This is a genomic window from Acinetobacter sp. KB005 (genome assembly GCF_049949095.1).
GTDB lineage: Bacteria > Pseudomonadota > Gammaproteobacteria > Pseudomonadales > Moraxellaceae > Acinetobacter > Acinetobacter calcoaceticus.
This window is the reverse complement of the sequence record NZ_CP188191.1, coordinates 3,392,501-3,415,150: the sequence shown is the minus strand read 5'-3', so window position 1 is coordinate 3,415,150 and position 22,650 is coordinate 3,392,501. Positions and strand designations below refer to the sequence as shown.

23 protein-coding genes are annotated in these 22,650 nt (G+C 38.5%); 16 read left to right on the top strand and 7 right to left on the bottom strand.

Annotated features, from left to right (window positions below):
* Nucleotides 1-17: 17 nt before the first annotated feature.
* The 5 genes from ACPF64_RS16335 to ACPF64_RS16315 all read right to left on the bottom strand — a co-directional run bounded on the left by ACPF64_RS16335 (nt 18) and on the right by ACPF64_RS16315 (nt 2,960).
* On the bottom strand, nt 18-512 hold the full coding sequence (locus ACPF64_RS16335) for a chalcone isomerase family protein (protein WP_426454557.1): 495 nt from the start codon (nt 510-512) through the stop codon (nt 18-20).
* Nucleotides 479-1,051 carry a nuclear transport factor 2 family protein gene (locus ACPF64_RS16330; RefSeq protein ID WP_426454556.1) on the bottom strand — a complete coding sequence of 191 codons (573 nt, stop codon included), beginning with the start codon at nt 1,049-1,051 and terminating at the stop codon, nt 479-481. Before ACPF64_RS16330 ends, ACPF64_RS16335 begins: the two co-directional genes overlap by 34 nt.
* 157 nt (nt 1,052-1,208) lie before the next feature.
* Complete coding sequence (locus tag ACPF64_RS16325; RefSeq protein WP_209733978.1) at nt 1,209-1,703, bottom strand: GNAT family N-acetyltransferase; 495 nt, start codon at nt 1,701-1,703, stop codon at nt 1,209-1,211.
* Between the two features lie 10 nt (nt 1,704-1,713).
* The gene (locus ACPF64_RS16320) at nt 1,714-2,274 is read right to left on the bottom strand and encodes a shikimate kinase (RefSeq protein WP_426454553.1); all 561 of its coding nucleotides are present in this window, start codon (nt 2,272-2,274) and stop codon (nt 1,714-1,716) included.
* Between the two features lie 32 nt (nt 2,275-2,306).
* A complete protein-coding gene (locus ACPF64_RS16315; protein ID WP_426454551.1) occupies nt 2,307-2,960 on the bottom strand; it encodes an NUDIX hydrolase in 654 nt (217 codons plus the stop codon).
* 143 nt (nt 2,961-3,103) lie between these two features.
* Between ACPF64_RS16315 and ACPF64_RS16310 the strand changes: the two genes are divergently transcribed.
* The 8 genes from ACPF64_RS16310 to ACPF64_RS16275 all read left to right on the top strand — a co-directional run bounded on the left by ACPF64_RS16310 (nt 3,104) and on the right by ACPF64_RS16275 (nt 10,389).
* Complete coding sequence (locus tag ACPF64_RS16310) at nt 3,104-3,847, top strand: aspartate/glutamate racemase family protein (protein WP_426454549.1); 744 nt, start codon at nt 3,104-3,106, stop codon at nt 3,845-3,847.
* Between the two features lie 136 nt (nt 3,848-3,983).
* Nucleotides 3,984-4,970 (top strand): quinone oxidoreductase family protein, encoded by a 987-nt coding sequence (locus ACPF64_RS16305; protein WP_126645863.1) that lies wholly within the window; start codon nt 3,984-3,986, stop codon nt 4,968-4,970.
* 11 nt (nt 4,971-4,981) lie between these two features.
* Nucleotides 4,982-5,830 carry a TauD/TfdA dioxygenase family protein gene (locus tag ACPF64_RS16300; RefSeq protein WP_004643366.1) on the top strand — a complete coding sequence of 283 codons (849 nt, stop codon included), beginning with the start codon at nt 4,982-4,984 and terminating at the stop codon, nt 5,828-5,830.
* Nucleotides 5,831-5,890: 60 nt separating this feature from the next.
* Complete coding sequence (locus ACPF64_RS16295; protein WP_426454545.1) at nt 5,891-6,943, top strand: 3-keto-5-aminohexanoate cleavage protein; 1,053 nt, start codon at nt 5,891-5,893, stop codon at nt 6,941-6,943.
* A 117-nt stretch (nt 6,944-7,060) separates the two neighbouring features.
* Nucleotides 7,061-8,410 (top strand): MFS transporter, encoded by a 1,350-nt coding sequence (locus ACPF64_RS16290; protein WP_426454543.1) that lies wholly within the window; start codon nt 7,061-7,063, stop codon nt 8,408-8,410.
* A complete protein-coding gene (locus ACPF64_RS16285) occupies nt 8,407-9,063 on the top strand; it encodes a DsbA family oxidoreductase (RefSeq protein WP_426454541.1) in 657 nt (218 codons plus the stop codon). The genes ACPF64_RS16290 and ACPF64_RS16285 overlap by 4 nt, the downstream gene beginning before the upstream one ends.
* Before the next feature lie 14 nt (nt 9,064-9,077).
* Nucleotides 9,078-9,386: a Rieske (2Fe-2S) protein gene (locus ACPF64_RS16280; protein ID WP_426456163.1), complete on the top strand. Its 309-nt coding sequence runs from the start codon at nt 9,078-9,080 to the stop codon at nt 9,384-9,386.
* Nucleotides 9,379-10,389, top strand: coding sequence for a YeiH family protein (locus tag ACPF64_RS16275; protein ID WP_426454539.1), 1,011 nt, complete (start codon nt 9,379-9,381; stop codon nt 10,387-10,389). Before ACPF64_RS16280 ends, ACPF64_RS16275 begins: the two co-directional genes overlap by 8 nt.
* Before the next feature lie 109 nt (nt 10,390-10,498).
* On the opposite strand, the gene ACPF64_RS16270 is transcribed toward ACPF64_RS16275, so the two are convergent.
* Nucleotides 10,499-11,509, bottom strand: coding sequence for an AraC family transcriptional regulator (locus ACPF64_RS16270; protein ID WP_426454537.1), 1,011 nt, complete (start codon nt 11,507-11,509; stop codon nt 10,499-10,501).
* 291 nt (nt 11,510-11,800) lie between these two features.
* On the opposite strand from ACPF64_RS16270, the gene ACPF64_RS16265 reads away from it, so the two are divergent.
* From ACPF64_RS16265 to ACPF64_RS16230, 8 genes are all read left to right on the top strand, one after another.
* Nucleotides 11,801-12,406: an RBBP9/YdeN family alpha/beta hydrolase gene (locus tag ACPF64_RS16265; protein ID WP_426454534.1), complete on the top strand. Its 606-nt coding sequence runs from the start codon at nt 11,801-11,803 to the stop codon at nt 12,404-12,406.
* A gap of 102 nt (nt 12,407-12,508) precedes the next feature.
* Nucleotides 12,509-14,338, top strand: coding sequence for a DUF1302 domain-containing protein (locus tag ACPF64_RS16260; protein ID WP_426456162.1), 1,830 nt, complete (start codon nt 12,509-12,511; stop codon nt 14,336-14,338).
* A gap of 70 nt (nt 14,339-14,408) precedes the next feature.
* Entirely contained in the window at nt 14,409-14,819 is a 411-nt protein-coding gene (locus ACPF64_RS16255) for a PH domain-containing protein (RefSeq protein WP_426454532.1), read from the top strand.
* Nucleotides 14,820-14,889: 70 nt separating this feature from the next.
* A complete protein-coding gene (locus ACPF64_RS16250) occupies nt 14,890-16,266 on the top strand; it encodes a PQQ-dependent sugar dehydrogenase (protein WP_426454530.1) in 1,377 nt (458 codons plus the stop codon).
* A 179-nt stretch (nt 16,267-16,445) separates the two neighbouring features.
* On the top strand, nt 16,446-17,723 hold the full coding sequence (gene salA / locus ACPF64_RS16245) for a salicylate 1-monooxygenase (protein ID WP_426454528.1): 1,278 nt from the start codon (nt 16,446-16,448) through the stop codon (nt 17,721-17,723).
* 42 nt (nt 17,724-17,765) lie between these two features.
* Nucleotides 17,766-19,121: an MFS transporter gene (locus tag ACPF64_RS16240; protein WP_426454526.1), complete on the top strand. Its 1,356-nt coding sequence runs from the start codon at nt 17,766-17,768 to the stop codon at nt 19,119-19,121.
* A 90-nt stretch (nt 19,122-19,211) separates the two neighbouring features.
* Nucleotides 19,212-20,102, top strand: coding sequence for a LysR family transcriptional regulator (locus tag ACPF64_RS16235; protein WP_003652524.1), 891 nt, complete (start codon nt 19,212-19,214; stop codon nt 20,100-20,102).
* 154 nt (nt 20,103-20,256) lie between these two features.
* On the top strand, nt 20,257-21,408 hold the full coding sequence (locus ACPF64_RS16230; protein ID WP_426454524.1) for a sterol desaturase family protein: 1,152 nt from the start codon (nt 20,257-20,259) through the stop codon (nt 21,406-21,408).
* Between the two features lie 38 nt (nt 21,409-21,446).
* Here the strand turns inward: ACPF64_RS16230 and ACPF64_RS16225 are convergent, their stop codons facing one another.
* Entirely contained in the window at nt 21,447-22,649 is a 1,203-nt protein-coding gene (locus ACPF64_RS16225; RefSeq protein WP_426454522.1) for an MFS transporter, read from the bottom strand.
* Between the last annotated feature and the right edge of the window lies 1 nt (nt 22,650).

The following is a 22,650-nucleotide window of genomic DNA, read 5'->3' as shown; positions in this document are numbered from 1 at the left end:
AAGATTTTATTAAGCCATTAATTTAATAATTGTTGTTTTAATTTAGCATTAAATGGTTCGCTACCAAACCAGATTTTAAAATATTGATTTGCATTCGGATTGTTTAAAGAACCGAGTAGCTTCTGGTTTAATTTGAGTTCTAGTTTTTGATTTTCGTGCTGGTAATACAAACTATATAAGTCTCCATTTTTGATGGGTCTATAAAGTTCATTAATATGATTAAGCGGAGATTTTGCATCAAATCCACTAATATTCTTTTTCAAATAATGGGTTGCTGCACGTTTAAAAGCCCACTCGGGAATATCGCGGTTATAGCTAAAGTCCATTTTGATGCTTTGACTCTGCCAATTTTTTAAGCAATCTTCAGCAAAGTAACTGACATTTCCCACTTTCTTACTGGTTACCATCAAAGGTGCTGAACTACATTTTTTCAGTTCAGCCGCGTTAGCTTGAGATATGATTAAGATTCCAAGAAATATTAAGACTCGACTTTTTTGAATGGTAATATCCATTTATAGACTCCTCCAAAGATTGGTAAAGAACGGTAGAGGCCATTCGCCGGATCCCAATAATCTTGCTGGAAAATAATTTTTTGCTGATCATTAATCTTAATTTGACTCATTCCATAAGAAGCCATAGTTTTTGAGCGGCCTAGCATTTTAAAGTCATAGGTCATGTACCAATGGATATAGGCGGTATCTTGATGGTGAGTTGCACTAATCAGTTTTACAGTGACATTACTTACTCGGGCATTCATGCCTTCAAAATGTTTGATCAGATCTTTTTTTTGAGAGAACTGCGAGAGTGTATCGTTGATATAGAGCTGATCAGCGTAGAGATTGCCAGCATTGCTTACAAAAGAAGGGGTGCCAAGCGTATTAAAGGCGGCAACAAAACGATTGCCGATATCTAACGCCTGTTGGTCATTTAATGTTATTCCAGTAATTTTTTGTTCGGCTTTGCCGTAGTCACCTGAGTAGCTAGGCACACTTTTACACGCTGTTAAACCTACCAAGGTAATCAGCCCTAGGGCTGTGGTTATAATTTTCATGTCTATATCCGAGCCAACTTTATAAGATTAAATTAAAGAGCTGGTCGTGAAGTTTGCGTGAATTCTTATGTTTTTAGATTGACGTTTAGAGGCTGTTTTTTAGAAAGGGTTAGATACCATCTCTCTCAAAATATCTTTGAAATAATGCTTTAAAAATTTACAGTTCTTTCCTGAAAAAGATAACATCCATATTCATGTAACTAGATGAATTTGTTTTTTCAAAACCAAGCTTATTTAATAGGTTGTGGGCAGGTAAATTATCTTTTTCTGAAAAAGCGATCACATGCTTAAAGTTTCGATTTTTCATGTCTTCTAGTAATTTAAGTGAAGCTTCAACAATATAGCCTTTATTTCGTTCACTTTTAATAAGTCTAAAACCTAGCTCAGTTTCTGTCTTGCCATCCACCTCACAAGTTTCAAAACCACAATAACCAATAATTTTATGGGTATCTCTTAAGACGATAGCCATTTTGCCAAAATTATGATTTTTATAATGTTCTAAAATTTCTAAAAATCGACGAGTTGCAGCTTCAGTAGACAAGGCACTGTAAGGCGAAAAGGCCATAAAATCTTTGTTTTGAAACATCTCGATCATGATGGGTAAGTCTTTATCGAGAAATGGTTTTAAAATTAAGCGATCTGTCTCTAACATAGTGTTCTTATTAAATGGTTTGAAAAGTATTTTTATCTATAAAGATTTTTTTGTATAGCTCAAATGCTATCTTTGAAGGTTCTTCATTTGTTAAAATCCTTTGGCATTTTAAGTTTATATATAAAGGAAATCTGTTTCTAATTTTCTTTTCTTCATTCCCTGAAGAGCAATTTAAATACTCTCTTTGTAGTTGTCTTCTTACAATTTCCTTCACGCAAATTTCAAGCTCGAAAGAAGGTAAAAGTAAAAAGGTCAAAGAACTTTCTTCAATCTGGGTCTTTATCTCCTCATAATTATCCATAAGTTCATTAGGGTAAGTCATAAATCCTGATGAACATACAATTACGTTTATAAGATCAGGGTTTATAGTTGTTATTAGACTTCTATATAACTCAATGTTTTTAATAGCATATTCTTTATAACTATATTTGGCTATAAATTGAGAAATATCTCCTATTTTAAGCATAAAGTGCTCATCTAAATCATAATAAATAGCACCGAAATCTATAGCAAATTGTTTAGCAAGACTTGTTTTTCCAGCTCCACCCGGACCTATGAAATGTATAAGCAAGAGGCAACTTCCTTTATTAATTCAGCATTATTTCACCAATAAATATAGTTTATGTTTTCACCAGAAATCTGTCTCATAGCCGCGATGAGCAATCTTTCCATTATCTTATCAAGAGCTAGATAATTTGGAGGAAAACTCTCTAACGTAATAACATCGGTACTTATTTCCCATAAGTTTTCTTTAACTCTCATACTCTCTTTTATTTGAATAGAATTTATTTTTTGTTGAAGTAAATCAATACAATCATTTATTGGAGCTTCTACAAATCCTACGATCTCATTATCTTTCGGCTTGAGCTCGGATAAATCAATATTTAAAGGCAATAAAAAGATATGTTGAAATTCATTTGCAATGTAATTTTCTGCTATATGGCAAGCCGTTTGTCGAATTCCAATAGAAATTAATTGATTAAATCTCACATCAATTCCTAATTCTTCTTGGCATTCTCTTATGCCATCTTCAATGGTTTCACCTGCCTCATAGTGGCCGCCCACAGAGATATCAAGAAAACTTTTTCTGTCGAAAGTATAGTTATCAGAATTTTTTAGCTGAAAATAAACATATTGAGTTGATGGGTTGTATACAAGGCAAGTAAAAACCCTATGCCATAGTCCCAATTGATGCGCTAATTTTTTATTAACAATACCCATGTATTCGTAATTATCATTAAATATATCAATATCCATGTTATTTTTTAATCGACTATAAAGTTTAAGAACATATTTTATGTGGTTTATAAGATAGAAATTAAAAGAAAGCAATTTTATTCTAGCTGCGCTTTACTCATAAGAGATATAGATTACATTTGAATAAATAGGAAGTTTAAATAATGAAAACAATTGGTTTATTAGGTGGAATGAGTTGGGAATCCACAGCGCTTTATTATCAACAAATTAATAAAATGGTTCACGGTAAATTAGGAAAATTGCATTCTGCTAAAGTGATTATTAATAGTGTTGATTTTGAAGAAATCGCAGCCTTGCAAGCGAAAGGTTTATGGCAAGAAGCGGGTGCATATTTAGCTGAGCAAGCACTAAATTTAGAGAAAGCAGGGGCAGAGTGTATTTTAGTGTGTACCAACACCATGCATAAAATTGCACCGCAGATTGAGAATGCTATTACGGTTCCTTTTATACACATTGCCGATGCGACAGCAAAAGAAATTGTGAGTCAAGACATTGGTAAAGTCGCACTCTTAGGGACAGCTTTCACCATGGAGCAAGATTTTTATAAAGCTCGATTACAGGATCATGGAATTGACGTGGTTATTCCAAATGAAGCCGACCGAAAGATAGTACATCGTATTATTTATGAAGAACTTTGTTTAGGTGTGATTAACCCAGATTCAAGGCAAAAATACGAAGCTATTGTAGAGGCGCTCATAGCTGAAGGTGCAGAAGGAATTATCTTGGGTTGTACTGAAATTTGTATGTTGATTGGTGAGCTTAAATTCTCGGTTCCTTTATTTGATACTACGACCATTCATGCAAAAGAGGCGGTGAGTTTTAGCTTAAACGAAAATACAAACTCTAAAAGCGCTAATCTACGCATGACTGCTGCGAATATTCTTTAGCAATATTTCGAATATCCTTTGTCATTAATCGTTAAGCCTGTGTCGTCAAATGTAAAGTGGCCCATATCCTTCTTATTGTAGTTTTAGTTATTGCTTTTATAGGCACTTAATAAAAAACCAAAATATGGGATAGGACATGACGTTGACGAAAGCTATACGTTTCTATGGAACAGGAACACCTGAAGTAATGCGCTATGAAGATGTAGAAGTAGGAGATCCAAAAGCTGGAGAAGTACGCCTACGTCATGTGGCAGTCGGCCTAAATTATGCCGATACATATTTTCGTAATGGAACCTATCAAATTCCAATGCCTAATGGCATGGGCGTCGAAGCTTCAGGTGTTATCGAAGCTTTAGGCGAAGGAGTGACTCAGCTCAAAGTAGGTGATCGCGTCACCTATACAGGGTTTTTAAATACGTTAGGTGCATATAGTACCCACCGTCTAATTCCAGCCAATGCTTTAATTAAATTACCCGAAGAAATTTCTTGTGAAACAGCGGCAGCCATGACTATGCGAGGGCTGACCGCTGCTTATCTGATGCGCCGCATTTATGATTTTAAAGCTGGCGATTCAATTTTATTACATGCAGCCGCAGGTGGTGTTGGCCTGATTGTTTCTCAGTGGGCCAAATTACTTGGCTTGACTGTTATCGGTACCACATCTTCAGAAGAAAAAGCTGCCGTAGCAAGAGCTCATGGTTGTGATCATGTCATTAACTATAGCCATGAAAATGTTGCTGAACGTGTACGTGAGTTAACAGGTGGCGTTGGTGTAAATGTCGTTTTCGATAGCGTTGGCCAAGCCACTTTTATGAGTTCATTAGACTCCCTTAAACGCCGTGGTTTGTTGGTCTGCGTAGGAACTGCTTCGGGTCCAATCCCTGCTTTTGATCCGGTATTACTTGCAGTCAAAGGTTCGCTATTTGTGACACGTCCAGCTTTAGCCGATTACATTGCAGATCCTGCCGAGAAGAAAGAACTGGCCAATGAATTATTTGATCATGTTCGACACGGACGAATCAAAATTGAAATTAATCAGCGTTATGAGCTAAAGGATGCCGTGCAAGCTCATCGTGATTTAGAAGCACGCAAAACAATAGGTTCATCAATTTTTGTAATTTGAAGGGATTTCTTATGCAAATTGAACAGTTAACTTGCAATATAGGTGCAGAGTTAAGTGGTGTAAAACTTGCTGATGCAATTTACGACGATGGTTTATTTTCTGAAATTCGCACTCAACTACTTAAACATCGTGTTTTGTTCTTGCGAGATCAGCATTTAACTCGTCAGGATCATGTCGCATTTGCAGAAAAATTTGGACAGTTAGAAGATCATCCAGCGGTCGGAAGTCACCCTGACCATCCGGGTTTAGTACAGATTTATAAACATCCAGAAAGTCCAATCGATCGTTATGAAAATGCTTGGCACAGTGATGCAAGCTGGCGCAAGGTTCCACCAATGGGGTGTGTACTACATTGTGTCGAATGCCCACCTGTGGGTGGTGATACGATGTGGACCAATATGGTCATGGCCTATGAATCTTTACCTGAAGATATTAAGGATAAGATTGCAGACTTACGTGCTTACCACAGCATAGAAGCAAGTTTTGGTGCTGCCATGCCGCTTGAAAAACGTTTGGACTTAAAAGCAAAATTCCCTGATGCTGAGCACCCAGTGGTACGTACTCATCCTGAAACGGGCGAGAAAATTTTATACGTCAACGCATTTACAACCCATTTCAGCAACTATCACACCAAAGAGAGAGTCAGATTCGGGCAAGATGCTAATCCTGGCTCAGCCGAACTTTTACGTTACTTAATTTCTCAAGCCTATATTCCAGAGTTTCAAGTGCGCTGGCGTTGGAAGCCTAATAGCATTGCCATCTGGGATAACCGTAGTACACAACACTATGCCGTGATGGACTATCCGCCATGTCATCGAAAAATGGAGCGGGCCGGCATTATTGGTGACGCAACCTATTAAATCTACAGATTAAAAATTCCTATCTGATTGAAAATTCTAAAAATATATGAGGAGATGCATATGCAATTCTTTGACGACTCATTGCACCCAGAAAATATGGAAAAAGTGGTAATCACGGTTGCGCCGTATGGACCGGAATGGATGCCTGAAGACTTTCCCGAAGATATTCCTGTGACCATGGATGAGCAAATACAAAAAGCGGTCGAGTGTTATGAAGCGGGTGCTACAGTACTGCATTTACATGTCCGTGAGCTTGATGGCAAAGGCTCTAAACGTCTCTCAAAATTTAATGAACTCATCGCAGGTGTTCGTGAAGCTGTACCTGACATGATTATTCAGGTGGGCGGTTCGATTTCATTTGCACCAGAGAGTGAGGGTGAGGCGGCACTATGGCTAAGTGATGACACCCGACATATGTTGGCTGAACTTACACCAAAGCCCGATCAGGTCACGGTGGCAATTAACACCACACAAATGAATATTATGGAATTGCTCTATCCTGAATATTTAGAAGGGACTTCATTGGCACATCCAGCGACTCAGGCGGCATATGCGGAGATGACTGTGCCAGCAGGGCCTGCATGGGTTGCTGAACATATTAAGCGCTTATGTAAAAATAATATTCAGCCGCACTTTCAATTAACAGGAATGCACGGACTTGAAACCCTAGAACGTATGGTGCGTAAAGGGTTGTATATGGGGCCGTTAAACTTAACTTGGATTGGAATTGGTGGTGGTTTTGATGGTCCAAACCCATTTAATTTCTTTAATTTTATTCATCGCGTACCTGATGGATGTACTTTGACATCCGAATCTCTGCTCAAAAATGTATTGCCTTTTAACACCATGTCGATGGCAATGGGTTTACATGCCCGTGTGGGTAACGAAGACACGATCATTGATCATCACGGACGCCGTTTTTCATCTGTAGAGCAAATTAAGCAAACTGTTCGAATTGCCCATGAATTAGGCCGTGAAATTGCCTCAGGAAAAGAAGCCCGTGAAATTTATCGTATTGGGGTGCAATACAATAGTATTGAAGAAACCCTAATCGCAAATGGTATGTCACCCAACCGTAAAGCAGGGCAAAAAGGCATTCCTCAACGTAACTAATGTGACAAGGTCTAACGGAGTTTAGACCTCAATTGTAGTGCAGCTTATTCGCTTTGATTTTAAAAGTGCGCTGCTGCACTAGCTAAATAGAAATTATAAAAAATACAAGGAGGTCTTATGAATGCGCATCAGTATTCAGATCAGATGAGCGATGTTGATACGTCAATCAGTATACCTCGTCGTTATGCATGGCTTGTTTTTGCTTTGACATTTGGCTTGCTCATTTCCGATTACATGTCACGCCAAGTATTAAACGCTGTCTTTCCATTGCTCAAAACGGAATGGTTACTCAGTGACAGCCAGCTAGGTTTGCTCAGTGGTATTGTCGCCTTAATGGTAGGTTTATTGACTCTGCCGTTATCTTTATTAGCAGACCGTTTTGGACGAGTTAAAAGCTTAGCCATTATGGCGGCATTATGGAGTTTGGCGACTTTAGGGTGTGCACTTGCTGAAAACTATGAGCAAATGTTTATTGCTCGTTTTATGGTTGGTGTAGGTGAGGCGGCCTATGGCAGTGTTGGTATTGCTGTGGTTGTAGCTGTTTTTCCAAGGGAAATGCGTGCAACACTCGCAAGTGCTTTTATGGCTGGCGGTGTATTCGGTTCATTTTTGGGTATGGCTCTAGGTGGTGTTCTGGCACAGCACTTTGGCTGGCGTTGGGCTTTTGGCGCCATTGCTTTATTTGGCCTCATTTTAGCTTTTCTATATCCAGTTCTAGTCAAAGAAAAAAGAATAGCTTCTTCACATCAAAATAAGAATCGTAGCAAAACCAAGCACATTCAAAGTCCTTTAAAAACTTTATATTCAAGTCGTTCAGTCATTGCCACTTACATTGGTAGTGGGTTGCAATTGTTTGTTGGCGGCACGGTGATTGTCTGGATGCCGAGTTATCTCAATCGCTATTACGGCATGAGTACCGACAAGGCTGGTGTAATGGCGGCAGTTATTGTGCTGTGTAGCGCTGTAGGCACAATTCTATGCGGCATCTTATGTGATTATTTGGGCCGTAATTGTCCTGATCGTAAGGTCAGTTTAGCCATTACATACTGCTTGGTTAGTTGTGTGCTTTTATTAATTGCTTTTGCTGTTCCTGCGGGACGCAGCCAGTTACTTCTAATTTGCCTTGGAATGTTTATTGCCTTAGGAACCAATGGTCCATCCAGTGCCATGGTGGCCAATCTCACACATAACTCAGTTCATGGCTCTGCGTTTGCAACGCTCACCTTGGCTAACAATTTTCTTGGCTTAGCTCTTGGTCCTTTGGTGGTCGGCAGAATATCTGATGTGATTGGTTTACACAGTGCATTTCAACTGATGCCATTGGTCAGTATTGCAGCCGCTGCCGTATTTTTTTATGCCAAACGTCATTATCACAAAGATATTGCACGCTTTGAGCAGCAAGGAATGACTGAACTGAAAAATCATTCAGATAACCAAATACAAAAATGCGGGATGAATAATAAATGATAATTCGGCAATTACACATTGATGTATTTTTTGACTTTATTTGTCCTTGGTGTTTGATCGGAAAACGTCAACTACTGATCGCTATAAATAGATTTTATCAGCTTCACCCTAGCGTCAAAGTTGTCGTGCATTGGCGAGGTGTTCAGCTCATACCGGACTTAGCAGTTGAAGGAGTGCCTTTTCAAACATTCTATTTGAAAAGATTAGGTAGCTTGACAGCAGTTCGCATGAGACAGGAACAAGTTAATAAAGCCGCAAATAAAGTTGGACTCAAGATCGATTTTGAACAAATTAAGCGCATGCCAAACACGGCTAAAGCTCATCGCTTATTTGATAAAGCTTTAAAGATAGGCACTCCTGAGCAGTGCAATGCGTTGTTAGAACAACTATTTGCCGCATATTTTTATGATGGCTTAGACATCGGAAATACCACCACTTTATACAAAATTGCAAAACGTTGTGGCTTCCCACCTGAGCTAATCAAAAATTTACTGATTCAAGATCATCAAGATTTTATCTCTGCAAGTACAGGAGGTAATGGTGTGCCTTACTTTATTTTTGATCGGGCTGCTGCCTTAGTTGGAGCGCAATCAGCAGATGCACTTTATCAAGTGATGCATGAGGCACTTGTTGTTCAGGGAGAATTAATGTGACTACTCGATTTGAAGTGCCCCTGGAAAAAATACCGAATGTAGGTGGACGGGCTTTTTTGAAAATTGGAGATAAAACTCTCGCGCTATTTAATATTGAGACTCAATTTTATGCAATCGATGACAGTTGTCCTCATCAGGGAGCATCACTATTTAGTGGACGTCTAGAAGGACGAGTAATTCAGTGTTGTGCCCATGGTCTACGCTTTGATTTAACAAATGGCTGTTTAGTTAATTCTTCTCAGCTCAAAGTTGCAACATATCCCATAGAAATTGTTAAGGAAAAGATATTTATTGTGATGAGCTCTGGGGAAAATCATGGCTAGCTTAGTTTTGAAAAATTTTACCCAGCGCACACGAGAATTAGTACCGGGTTTTGTGGTCAGTTCGGTCGTTGCTGCGGCTGCCTGTTTTTTATCTGAGCACTATGGTGCCCCAGTCATGTTATTTGCCTTACTGCTAGGTATCAGTCTAAATTTTTTAGCAGCCGAAAGTAAATGTAAGGCAGGTATTGAATTCACCGCACGTACTGTGCTTCGAATGGGTATTGCCTTACTCGGCATGCGTATAACTTTAGGACAAATCACTGCACTAGGGTGGCAGCCTGTAGCCTTAGTCATAACTCTGGTTATTGTCACAATTGCCGTTTCTGTCATTGCCGCTAAAATTTTAGGTTTCCAAAAACTATTTGGCATGCTCACTGGTGGATCAACGGCAATCTGTGGTGCTTCAGCTGCATTGGCGCTATCGGCTGCTTTTCCAAATCATCCCCAAAAAGAAAAAGCGACCTTGTTTACTGTCATTGGGGTCTCTGCACTTTCAACATTAGCAATGATCGTCTATCCAATGATTGCGAAGTGGTTAGAGTTATCGCCACAAGCTGCTGGCGTGTTTCTTGGTGCTACGATTCACGATGTGGCGCAAGTGGTAGGAGCTGGTTATAGCATGTCTACCGAAACAGGTGATACTGCGACTGTAGTTAAACTGATGCGTGTAGCAATGTTACTTCCAGTGATTGTTTGTGCAGCAATGATTACCCGCATGCAAGGTACAGATACAATGGGGGAGCGTCCACCATTACTACCTTGGTTTGCAGTTGGCTTTTTAATACTCGCTTGTATTAACAGTACAGGATGGGTACCAGTAATGATTCAAAATGGAATAAACGATTTATCACGCTGGTTTTTAGTCATCGCAATTAGTGCTTTGGGTATGAAAACTCAGTTGAAAGAATTGGCATCTGTCGGGATTAAACCAATTCTTCTCATGGTCGGTGAAAGCATATTTTTAGTGGTATTAGTCTTAGCATTAATGCACTTTTGGTTTTAACTTAATTTTAAATCTTTTGAGGAGGTTTTGGGTTATTCACAAAACTTCTTCTTTTATTTAAAGCTGTGTTTGAATCAATTCATCTTCTTTACTCTAAATACACCTGTGCTTAATTCAGTAGCGATTTGTTATGGCTACGCCACATGTTTGGTGACATCCCAAATTGACTAATGAACCAACGAGTAAAAGAACTTGGCATTGAGTAACCTAAAATATCAGACACTTGAGCGAGTGAATAATTTAGATTTTTTAAATAGCGAAATACGAGGTCTTTACGTACTTCATTGATTAAATCACTAAAACTCGTCTGTGCTTCTTCTAAGCGACGCTGTAAGGTCCGGACATGAATACCATGTGTTTGAGCGACTTGATCAATCGTAGCGCGACCCATTGGTAAAAGAAGATAAATACTTTTACGAATATCAAAAATCATGGTTGATTCATTACTATTCTGTAAAATATCTAAATAACGCTGCGCATGGTTGGCCATAGCCAGATTTGCTTGAGGATTTGTTGTATCAAGTTCGGCTGCGGTACAAACAATGCCATTAAAGTCACTGCCAAATTCTAAGGCACAGCCAAAAATCCTTCGGTGTATGCTTAGATCATTCGGTGGGTTATGGGTAAAGTGAACACTTAATGGTCGCCACTTTTGCATCAGTAACGCTGCACAAAAACGATGGGTAATTCCTAAAGCAAGTTCAGTGGCTTGGCGACTATATCCGCAAGTTGTGGTCACAACTTCTTCTCGAATAACCACCGTATCGTCAATTTCTTCTATATAAATCTCAAGTGAGTTATTGAGTAAATTCCTATAACGAACAATCGTTTGTAAGGCATCTCGTAAAGTGTGCTGATAATTTAACAAAAGGCTAATTTCACCAAAATCTGCAATTTCGCGTTGCTCTGCCATATGTAAACCGAAAACATCACAGCTACTCATTTGGGCTGAGTCTTCAAGCAAAGTAATTGCCTTATCTACAGGAATGCGTTGTTTAAGATCATTCAATTGAGCTTGACTAAGCCCAACACGTGATAATAAATGGTAGGGGTTTAGATCTAATTGTTGAGCAACTGCCAAATAATTTTTTAAAGAGGCCGTATGCGCAAGAGGTACCATTTTATTATCTCCTTGTTCTTAATCAGCCATATTCCTTACAGCCTATATCTAGTTATAACTAAAATATTCACATTACAAAAGCTTTTATTTAAGCGCCTCATCGTGATGTCTATTTAATTTTAAAGCTATTCTTTTGGCTCATTTGTAATTACAAAAACTATTTTAATTAATTTACGAAATTTTAAAAGGATGTGTCGTCAAATGAAAAGTCCGTGACGTCTTATGTACACCATTAACTGAAATGAGCCTTTATTGTGAATGGAGTTTTATAAAAATTCTTAAGCCTCCTAGATGGCAAAATTCACAGGCGTTGAAATGGAAAAAATACAAACCAAAGCAACAATTTTAATTATTCCGGGGTTACGCGATCATGTTCCCGAGCATTGGCAAACGATTTTAGAAACAAGACTAGCGAAGGTTCGTTCTGTACCACCTGTACAAACCAATCAACTCAATTGTGAAAATAGAGTTGCTGCCATACAAGCACAACTCGAACAAATACAAGGTCCTGTCATTTTAGTTACCCACAGTGCGGGTGTTCTGATGACTATACACTGGGCTGCCAAACATCAAAGATCAATTCAAGGTGCTCTACTTGTTGCTCCACCTGACTTAAACGAAAGTTGGCCTGAAAATTATCCGAGCCCAACTGTACTCCATCAAGAAGGATGGAGTCCTTTACCTCAGCAAAAGTTACCTTTCCCCAGCATTTTGGTTGCAAGCACCAATGACCATTTAGCTCGCTATGAAGCTGTAAGTGAAATGGCTGAAAAATGGGGTAGCCAACTCGTAAATTTAGGTGCGGTGGGACATTTAAACCCTGCATCAGGCTTTGGTTATTGGCCTTTAGCTGAGCAATTTATTCAACAGTTAGATCAGGTGGAACAACCCGCCTAGTACGAAAAAACATCTGCTTATATAAACCATTTAAAAGCCAATGGATGGCTTTGAGTAATAAGCAATAAATAAGAAAAATCATATTTATAGGGAGATAATATGATGAGGCATTACGTATATTTAAATCAAACAAACCAACATATTTTATATATTCAAAAAATAGGCATTTCATTAAGTCTGATTTTATTTATGTCTAAAGCGAATGCAGCTAGTTTTGATATTGATAAAGACTGGAAGTTCGATACAAAAACGACATTAAGCTTAGGTGCCAGTTGGAGTACACAAGATCCATCCGTTTCATTACTTTATCGGCCTGATGCAAACAAAATTGGTAAACAAGGCTCAAGCATTGATGTGAATGGTGATGATGGGCGCATGAATTTTAGTAAATATGATGCCATTTCACAGATCATTAGAGGCATAACAGAAGTTAAGCTAAATGAAAAACAACAAGGTGCAGTCATTAGCACTAAATACTGGTATGACCATGCCTATGAGACAGGAGAAGGAGACTTTAAACCCTTTAATGATTCAGCGTGGCCAAGGCTCGCAAAGTTCAAAGGAATTGATTTATGGAATGCCTATATATGGAAAGATTTTGAACTTAACGATGGACGAACCATAAATTTAAAATTAGGCAAACAGACTTTAAATTGGGGGAAATCTCAGTTTTTCCAAAACGGTTTAAATTCGGTGAGTGCATTTGATTTTGCTGCAATTAACCGACCGGCTGGTGATGCAAAAGAAAGAATCATTCCAACCGAAATGTTTTCATTCGATACAAGCATTAATAAAAATTTGAAAATAGAAGGGTTCTATCAATTTAAATTTAGACCTTCAGTTGTTGATGGTAGCGGAACTTTCTTTGAGATTTCAGACTTTGTGCCTGAAAACGCAGGTCCAGTTCTGATTGCTGGAGGTGGAGATAAGTTATCTGATACTGCAATTCGTTTACGTACCTATATTCCACGTGCAGAAAGTAGAAAAGCAAAGGACAATGGCCAATATGGTCTTGCTTTAAAACAGACTTTATCAAACCTCAATAATGCCGAACTGGGTATTTACTATGCTAACTACCATAGCCGCAATGCACACTTTGATGGCACAGCTGTAACAGCACGGGGGCCAGAGCACTTTAATACCGCAAGTTATTTTTCTATTTATCCTGAAAATATCAAAATGTTTGGATTAAGTCTGGCTGGTAAAGTTGGCACAACAACAGTTTTTAGTGAATTAACACACAAGCCCAATCAACCTTTGCAATTAAACGGTACAGATATTGTCTATGCTCAAGTGTTATCAGAAGGCACACCATTTGCACCGCCGGGGGAAACCGTTCAATTAGGTCAATATATTCAAGGTTATGTACGCTTACCTGTAACACAATTTTCGGTCGGAGCAACTGACAGCATATTTAATATTTTGGGCGCAAATTCGATGACATGGTCTACAGAGTTTGCCTTAAATCATATCGCAGATATTGCTAATCATCGGATTGGTCGGACAGGAGCATTTGGTCGTAGTGAGCTTTCAACAGGTGCTTATAATCCAGAGACAGGAGCATTTAAATGTACGCCGTACGGTACAGCTCATCTTACAAATGCAGAAATTGACAACTTAAATGAACGGTTTTGTAATAAAAAGGGATTTTTTAATGAATGGTCATTTGGTTACCGATTACGTGGCGCATTAAGCTATCAAGATATTTTACCTTCAACAGTTATTACTCCAAGTCTTAGTTTTAGACATGATGTTTATGGATATAGTCAAAACTTTCAAGAAGGGCAAATGAGTGTAAGTACAGCGTTATCTATGACTTATCAGAAAAAATATACAACTGAGATTGCCTATAATAACTTTTTTGGTTCTAATGAGTTTAGTACTATAGATGATCGAGATTTTATATCTTTAACATTTAAAGCTAATTTTTAGTTCAATTATTTTATTAAAAAAATTATACAAAGACCCGTTATAAATGAAATTTTAGAATGGAGGATAACTTTTGAAATTTAGATCAAAAATTGATTGGTGGCTTTTATTAATATTTATTGTTACTACGGCCATCATTGTTATGAAAATTTATGAAGCAAATCATAATTATTCTTTAGCTTCAAATTTTCCGCATCTCATTATTTATAGTTTAATTATTTTTGTCATTTGGCTTCCAATTTTTAACACTTATTACGTAGTAGAAAATAACACATTAATTATTAAGAGTTTGGTATTCCGATGGAAAATTAATATTAATGATATTACTCAAATAGAACCTACTCATAATCCACTTTCATCTCCAGCGCTCTCATTAGATCGACTCAAAATTTATTATATGAAGAATGGAGAAATTACTTCAGTGATGATTTCACCAAAAGATAAAGAACGTTTTTTTCAAGCCATAAACAAAAGACTCCATTAAAGTTGCTTGTTTAATTGCAAACATAAATTACGCTATTTCCATGACGACAAAAAATAAATGGAGATAAACCATGCTTACACGTTTTTTACTGCCAATTTTCGGCACTACGGTTTTAATTACATTAGCTGGATGTGCTTCATCCTCTCAATCTCCTATTACCGAGAGCTATGGGCCTGAACCAAAACTGCCTGAGCCTAAATCAAGTTTATTTCCAACTGTGAATATAGCACCAGCAGAAGGCTGGCCGAGTGGTGTTATGCCAACACCAGCAGAAGGTCTGAAGGTAAAAGCATTTGCAAAAGGGCTTGAACACCCGCGTTGGCTTTATGTGTTACCCAATGGTGATGTATTGGTTGCTGAAACAGATGCCCCACCTAAACCAGAAGACGGTAAAGGGATTAAGGGTAAAATTATGACTTTTGTGATGAAACGTGCAGGATCATCTCATCCGAGTGCCAACCGTATTAGCTTACTTCGTGACACCAATGGAGATGGCGTCGCTGACCAGAAAACGGTATTTCTTCAAAACTTGAATTCTCCGTTTGGTATGGCATTAGTAGGTAATAATTTATATATCGCCAATACGGATGCACTTGTGCGTTTTCCTTATCAAGAGGGCGAAACTCAAATTACAGCAAGTGGAACTAAAGTATTGGACTTACCGGGCGGTCCTTTAAATCACCACTGGACCAAAAATGTGATTGCTAACCCAGCAGGAAGTAAGCTGTACATTACTGTCGGTTCTAACAGTAATGTTGCTGAAAATGGTATGGATAAAGAAAAAGGTCGCGCACAAATTATGGAGTTTGATATTGCAAGTGGTCAGTCACGCCCATTTGCAACGGGACTGCGTAATCCGAATGGTATGGCTTGGCAACCTCAAAGCGGCAAACTTTGGACGGTTGTTAATGAGCGCGATGAAATTGGCAGTGATTTAGTACCTGACTATATGACGTCAGTTCAAGACGGTGCTTTTTATGGCTGGCCTTATAGCTACTATGGTCAACATGTGGATGTGCGAGTAAAACCACAAAATCCTGAACTGGTCGCACGTGCAATTAAACCTGACTATGCACTAGGTAATCACACAGCCTCTTTAGGTCTTGCATTCTATGCAGCTGAACTCATGCCACAATATCGTGGTGGCGCATTCATTGGTCAGCATGGTTCATGGAACCGTAAACCCCACAGTGGTTATAAAGTAGTTTATGTACCATTTAGAAGTGGTCAACCATCTGGTCCACCGCAAGATGTTTTAACAGGGTTTTTAAGTGACAAAGGCAAAGCTTATGGGCGCCCTGTAGGTGTAGCAGTTGATTTTTCAGGTGCTGTGTTAGTTGCAGATGATGTTGGCAATACGATTTGGCGTGTTTCACCAGTTGCGGAGACGACTTATGAAGCTCCAATGAAACGTCCTATTGGAACGCCATCCACTACAACTCCATAAGAGTGTATCGAAAATATCTTATAAGCATGGGCAGCCTTTAATATTTATTAAGGGCTTGCCTAAGTACCTATTATTTAATTTTTAAATAATTGAACGAAAAAAATACTAATTGGACTTTATAAGCCAACTTCTCAAAAATGGATATGTGAAAACAACAATGATGTTTAAGGATAAAACACATGAATACACATATTCGAATTGCCGTGGTTGGTGGCGGTATTGCTGGTCTAGCTTTAGCAAGTAATTTAAGTAAACACGCTCATTTAGATGTCCAAATGTTTGAATCCGCACCTCAGTTTTCTGAAATTGGGGCAGGGATTTCTTTTGGTGCCAATGCAGTCAAAGCGATTGAACTGCTAGGTTTAGCCAACGAATATCACGCAATTGCAGATAAGGTATCTGCACCATTTCAAGATGTTTGGTTTCAATGGCGCAATGGTTATACCGATGAATATTTATCTGCATCGGTAGCGACAGGTGTAGGGCAGTCTTCTGTTCATCGTGCAGACTTTCTAGATGCGATTATTCCTCACATGCCTACGCAAAATGTCCACTTTTCTAAACGACTTGAGTCTATTGAAGAACAAGAAGATCAAGTCATTTTACATTTCAATGATGGCAGTCGGCACGAATGTGATTATTTGATTGGGGCTGATGGTATTCGCTCTGTTGCTCGCCAATATGTTTTAGTTACACATGCTTTGCCGCCTATTCATCCACGCTTTTCAGGAACTTGGGCATATCGTGGCATCATTTCACATGCTTCATTTAAAGAAGCTTTGCAGCAAATAGATGGTGATACAGACCTAGCTGATATTCCACAAATGTTATTGGGTAAAGATAAGCATATTTTGACGTTCCCAATTCGTAAGGGTGAGCAAATCAATATTGTTGCCTTTTGCTCAAACCGTGAAGATACGGTATTACCAGCCGATACACCGTGGACTAAACCTGTCGATAAAGCTCAAATGCTTTCCGATTTTTCAGACTGGAGCGAAAGCTGCCAAACATTACTCGGTTTAATTGAAGAGCCTACCATTTGGGCCTTACATGAAATTGAGGAGCTTTCGAGTTATCAAAGTGCCTCGGGTCACGTGATTCTTATGGGTGATGCCGCACATGCCATGTTACCTCATCAAGGTGCTGGAGCAGGGCAAGGTCTTGAAGATGCTTTAGTTCTTGCTGCCTTACTGGCAGGGAAAAACTTACAAGTAGACCAGCTAACCGATGTGTCTTCAATTTATGAAAAGCTCCGTTTAAAACGCGCTTGTCGTGTTCAACAAACCTCTCGTGAGTCTGGCGAAATTTATGAGTGCTATTCAACTCAGTACTCAACGTTTGCAAAAATTGGCGAGCACCTTGAACATCGTTTTGACTGGTTGTGGCAACACGATTTAGAGCAGGATGTTGCAGAGGCACAGCAACAATTAAAACAGCTAGGAATGGCGACTATTTAAATCATGTGATGCTTTATAAACAATTTGCTAAGGAAAGCAATTATGGAAAAACTAAATGCAAATCAATTGATTGATGAAGCAAAATTAACGCCATTGCATTGGCGAGTGATTTTGCTGAGTGCACTTATTATTATTTTTGATGGGTATGATCTGGTCATTTACGGTGTTGCATTACCTAAGCTCATGCAGCACTGGCAGTTAGATAGTATGACTGCTGGGCTTTTAGGTAGTGTTGCACTATTTGGCATGATGTTTGGTGCAATGCTGTTTGGAAGTTTAGCGGACAAATTAGAATCTTATGGCTTTAGCCGTAAACGCCTTATTATGTTATGCATCATGATTTTCAGCGGTTTTACTGTGTTATGCGGTCTTGCCGATAGTCCAAAAGCGTTTGCAATATACCGTTTCATTGCGGGTTTAGGTTTAGGCGGCGTAATGCCCAACGTTATTGCCCTAATGACAGAATATGCCCCCAAAAAGTTAAGATCTACATTAGTTTCACTGATGTTTAGTGGCTACGCCATTGGGGGTATGGGCTCGGCACTTTTAGGCATGTGGTTGGTGCCTAGTTTTGGTTGGCAAATCATGTTTATTTTGGCAGGTATTCCGTTGGTTCTATTACCGATTATTTGGAAATATTTACCCGAATCGATTGATTATCTAATTCGCCAGAAGAAATGGGATGAGGTACGACATTTACTTCAACAATTGGCCCCAGAACAAAATATAAGTGTCCAGACCAATATTGTTTTACATCAGGAAAACCAACAAGTTGCTGCTCGTCCTTTGGTTGCTTTGTTTACTGAAAATCGTGCCCTAGTTACCATCTTTTTTTGGCTCAGTGTCTTTATGGCTTTACTTATGGTGTATGCCCTAGGTAATTGGATACCAAAGTTAATGGTAGAAGCAGGCTACGATCTATCAACCAGTTTGGTATTTTTACTGGCATTAAATTTAGGGGGAATGCTGGGCGCAATCGGTGGCGGTTTCTTTGCTGATCGTTTTCATCTCGGCAAGGTCATTTGTTCACTGTTCTTAGCAGGTGCAATTTCACTTTATTTATTAAGCTATGCGTTACCTATGGTGATTTTATATCTCTGCATTGCTGTTGCAGGTGCGGCTTCTATTGGAGGGCAAATTTTATTACTGGCTTATATGGCGCAGTTTTATCCTTCACCAATTCGAAGTACAGGCATTGGTATGGCCTTAGGTGTGGGGCGTATTGGCGCTATTCTGGGACCGATTTTATGTGGCTGGCTTTTAAGTTTGCATTTACCAATTGAATATAATTTTATCGCTCTAGCCATTCCTTGTGTGCTGGCAACCTTAAGTGTTATTGCCATAAGTATTTGCAGTCGAACCAAACGGGTCATGTTGAATTCAAGCATATCCCCATAAGTGTTAAGCATTTTTTATCCCGATAAAACAAACTAAACTCTAAACAAAGAAGTTAAGGTCTTTGTTTAGAGTATTTAAAGGATCAGAACCATGGATTTAGGTTTGATTAAAGTTTTTGTCTGTATTTATGAGTCTCGTCATATTAGTAAAGCTGCCGATAAATTAAATTTAAGCCAGCCTTCGGTGACTTATAATTTGAACCGATTACGCCGTCAGTTGAATGATGAGTTATTTACCCGAAGTCGAGGAGGAGTGGAGCCAACAAAAGTCGCTCATGAACTTTATCCAATTTTCCATCAAGCGATTTTTAATATTGAATCGGCGATTGCTCAAGCACAGGAATTTCATCCTGAAAACTCGAATAAAACGTTCAGAATTGGACTGTCAGATGCTGGTGAAATTTGTCTTTTGCCTAGCCTTATGGCTTTTTTACAAAAAGCAGCCCCACATATTCAAATTGAAATTGAAGAGATTCGATCAGATAAGGTTGAGCAGTGGCTCATTGACGGTTTTTTAGATCTGGCTGTCTTTAATAGTACGCAGACAATAATGCCGAAAATAGAAACACGTACACTATTTGAAGAAAGATATGTATGTATTGCTAGAGCTGACCATCCGAGGCTACAACAGCAACTGACTTTAGAACAGTATTTGCAAGAAGATCATGTTGCCATTAAATCATCGACAGGGCATATCCAAGTTGAGCAATATTTAAAAACAATGGATTTGAAGCGACGTATTCGTTTAGAAGTCCCGCATTTTAGTGTTTTGCAAGGCGTTTTACAGAGTTCAGATATGTTGGTGACATTACCGTCACGAGCAGCTCGGCATTATCTCGCTCATGGTAATGTTCAAATGTTTGAATTACCTTTCGCTATGGATTCTTTTAAAGTGAGCTTGAACTGGTTTAATCGTAGTGATGACATTATTGCCAGAAAATGGCTGATTCAATCTGTCGGTCAAATATTTGAAGTTTTATAAAGCTATTAATATCTAATATCTGTGTTGAAAATTATATTTAAAATTCAATTTTCAGATTAATGGATCTGATCTGAGAAGTTAAAGTTCTTTCCAATTTATTATTAAATTTTGATAGCATTCGCGGCATACACAATAAGAACTGTTGATACGAATTATGACCGATCAATTAAGAGCAAAATTTGAAAATTTAGAACTTAACGCAGGTTTAGGGAAAATCAGCGCCTTTATTTCAATGTCACTCAGCTTGCTTTGCTTATTTGGTGCTTTATGTTTTTTATTTCCCAGTGTATTAACCACCCCAGAACTTCGTCCTCTTTACGCAAAGCACTATAATCTTTTCTATTATGGTTTGATCACTGGCATTGTGATTAGTGTTGGTTTTGGTGCATTTAGCGCGATTGTTCGTCAAAACCGATATGGGTTCTACGGGCTATGTTTCTCACTTGTTGCAGCAGTTTTGGGTTGCGGCGTAATTGAAGCACCCGTTTTACCAAGTGTACCGTTTTATGCAGGTATCGATTATTTTGTACTGACCTTGTTCATTTTAGCGTTTGTCTTTATTCCTCTTGAAGGCTTTTTTGCTAAAAATCCTGAACAAAAAATATTAAGAGTCGGTTGGGTGACCGATATGAAGTATTTCATGGTCAGCCATGTTGGGATTCAACTATTCAGCTTTTTAACGGTTATGCCAATTCAATATTGGATTACGCACCTGCCTGATAACCCAATTGTGCCTTATGTACAAGCTCAACCAATTTGGCTTCAATTTATTGAGTTACTGATTGTGGTGGATTTTACGGTGTATTGGTTGCACCGTGCTATGCATGAAGTTAATTTCTTATGGCGCTTTCATGCGATTCATCATTCGACAGAATATATGGATTGGTTAGCATCTTCTCGTTTGCATGTCATAGAAGTATTAATGACTCGCTTTATTGCGACTTTACCGATTTTCCTGTTGGGTTTTCATACTTCAGCTGTTTTTGCTTATTTAGTTTTTATTTCATTTCACGCTATTTTTATTCATTCCAATGTACGTTTTCGCTTTCCATATTTACGCTGGATTATTGCAACACCAGAATTCCACCATTGGCATCATTCTTCAGAAAAACCAGCTATTGATAAAAATTACGCTGCTTTTATCCCACTCTATGATGTTATTTTTAAAACCGTCTATATGCCTAAACATTTGGCAAGTGTATATGGAACGGTTGGCTATAAAATCCCAAATAGTTTTGTGAAACAATTTACTTGGCCTTTTAAAAAGTATGTAAAGCGGTTTTTAAAACCTTGGCGTGATCAGTAAAGTTAAAAAAAGCCTCATTAGAGGCTTTTTTTAAATCATTATTTGCTTTTAATATTTTTAAAAATCATCACAAGGGCAATCAGAGCAAGGCCAATAATTAAACTCATATAAATATTAGCACTGTTCATAAGTCCAATTTTACCCACAAAATAACCTGCAAGAATTGCCGGAATACTAAAAGCCAAATAGCTTTCAACAAAAAATGCGGCCATAAGACCAGCACGTTCTTCTGGTAACGCAAGCGGCATGACTGTGCGAATTGCTCCCATAAAAGCGGTACCAAAACCTACTCCAGTAATAATAGAGCCTAAAAATAAAACCACTGCACTTGTAAAATTAATCGCTAAAAATAAAACGGTTGCCCCAATAATGATAGATAAGGTACCCGTGAGCAAAATACGAAAATTTGTAGATTTTCTTAGGGTTAATATGCCGGCTGCACCTGAAAGTGCAAGCGCCATAAACATAATTCCGTTTAGCCATGCAGAAGAGGTTTGAAAAATCTTTGCGAGTAAAGAGGGCATAAGTGATAAGAAAAAACCACTGACCATCCAAAGTGCAATGTTAATAGGGCTAATGCTTAATAAAGCACTTCTCGCTTGAGGAGGAATAGCCATGTTGGGTTTTAAAGAAGCAAGTGCACCCGATCTTTTTTGTGCAGTTTCAGGATTAAAAAAACTTAAAATGAGTTGAAATGCAAAGAGAACACATAAAAGCTCAAAAACGAGCTGCAAAGGTTGAGCTGAGAATTGCAAAATAGTACATGTAATAAAGATGCCAGCTGCCATGCCGACCATTGGAGCAATACTATTAATCAGAGATCCTTGATGCTTGCTGAAATCTAAAATTGCGGCGCCTATGGCAGAAACAGCAAGTCCGGTCGCGATGCCTTGCAGCCCACGAGCAATAAATAGCATAGAAACATCTGAGGCAAAAAGGAAAAAGCTCATTGAAACGATTTGTAGAAAAATCGCTGAAAGAATGACAGGTCGACGTCCAATATAATCAGATAAGGAACCAATAATGAGTAAAGAGGCAAGTAAGGTAAACGCGTAGGTCGCAAAAATTAAGGTTAATGTAACAGGCGAAAATTGCCATGCTTGCTGATACAAGCGATATAGAGGAGTCGGTGAGCTGGACGCGGCCATAAATGTCATGAGCGTGATCGTGTTTAAGGTCAACGCAACTCTTGAATCTAACAAAAAAACAGATCTAGACCGTTTCGAACTTGAATTGTTCATA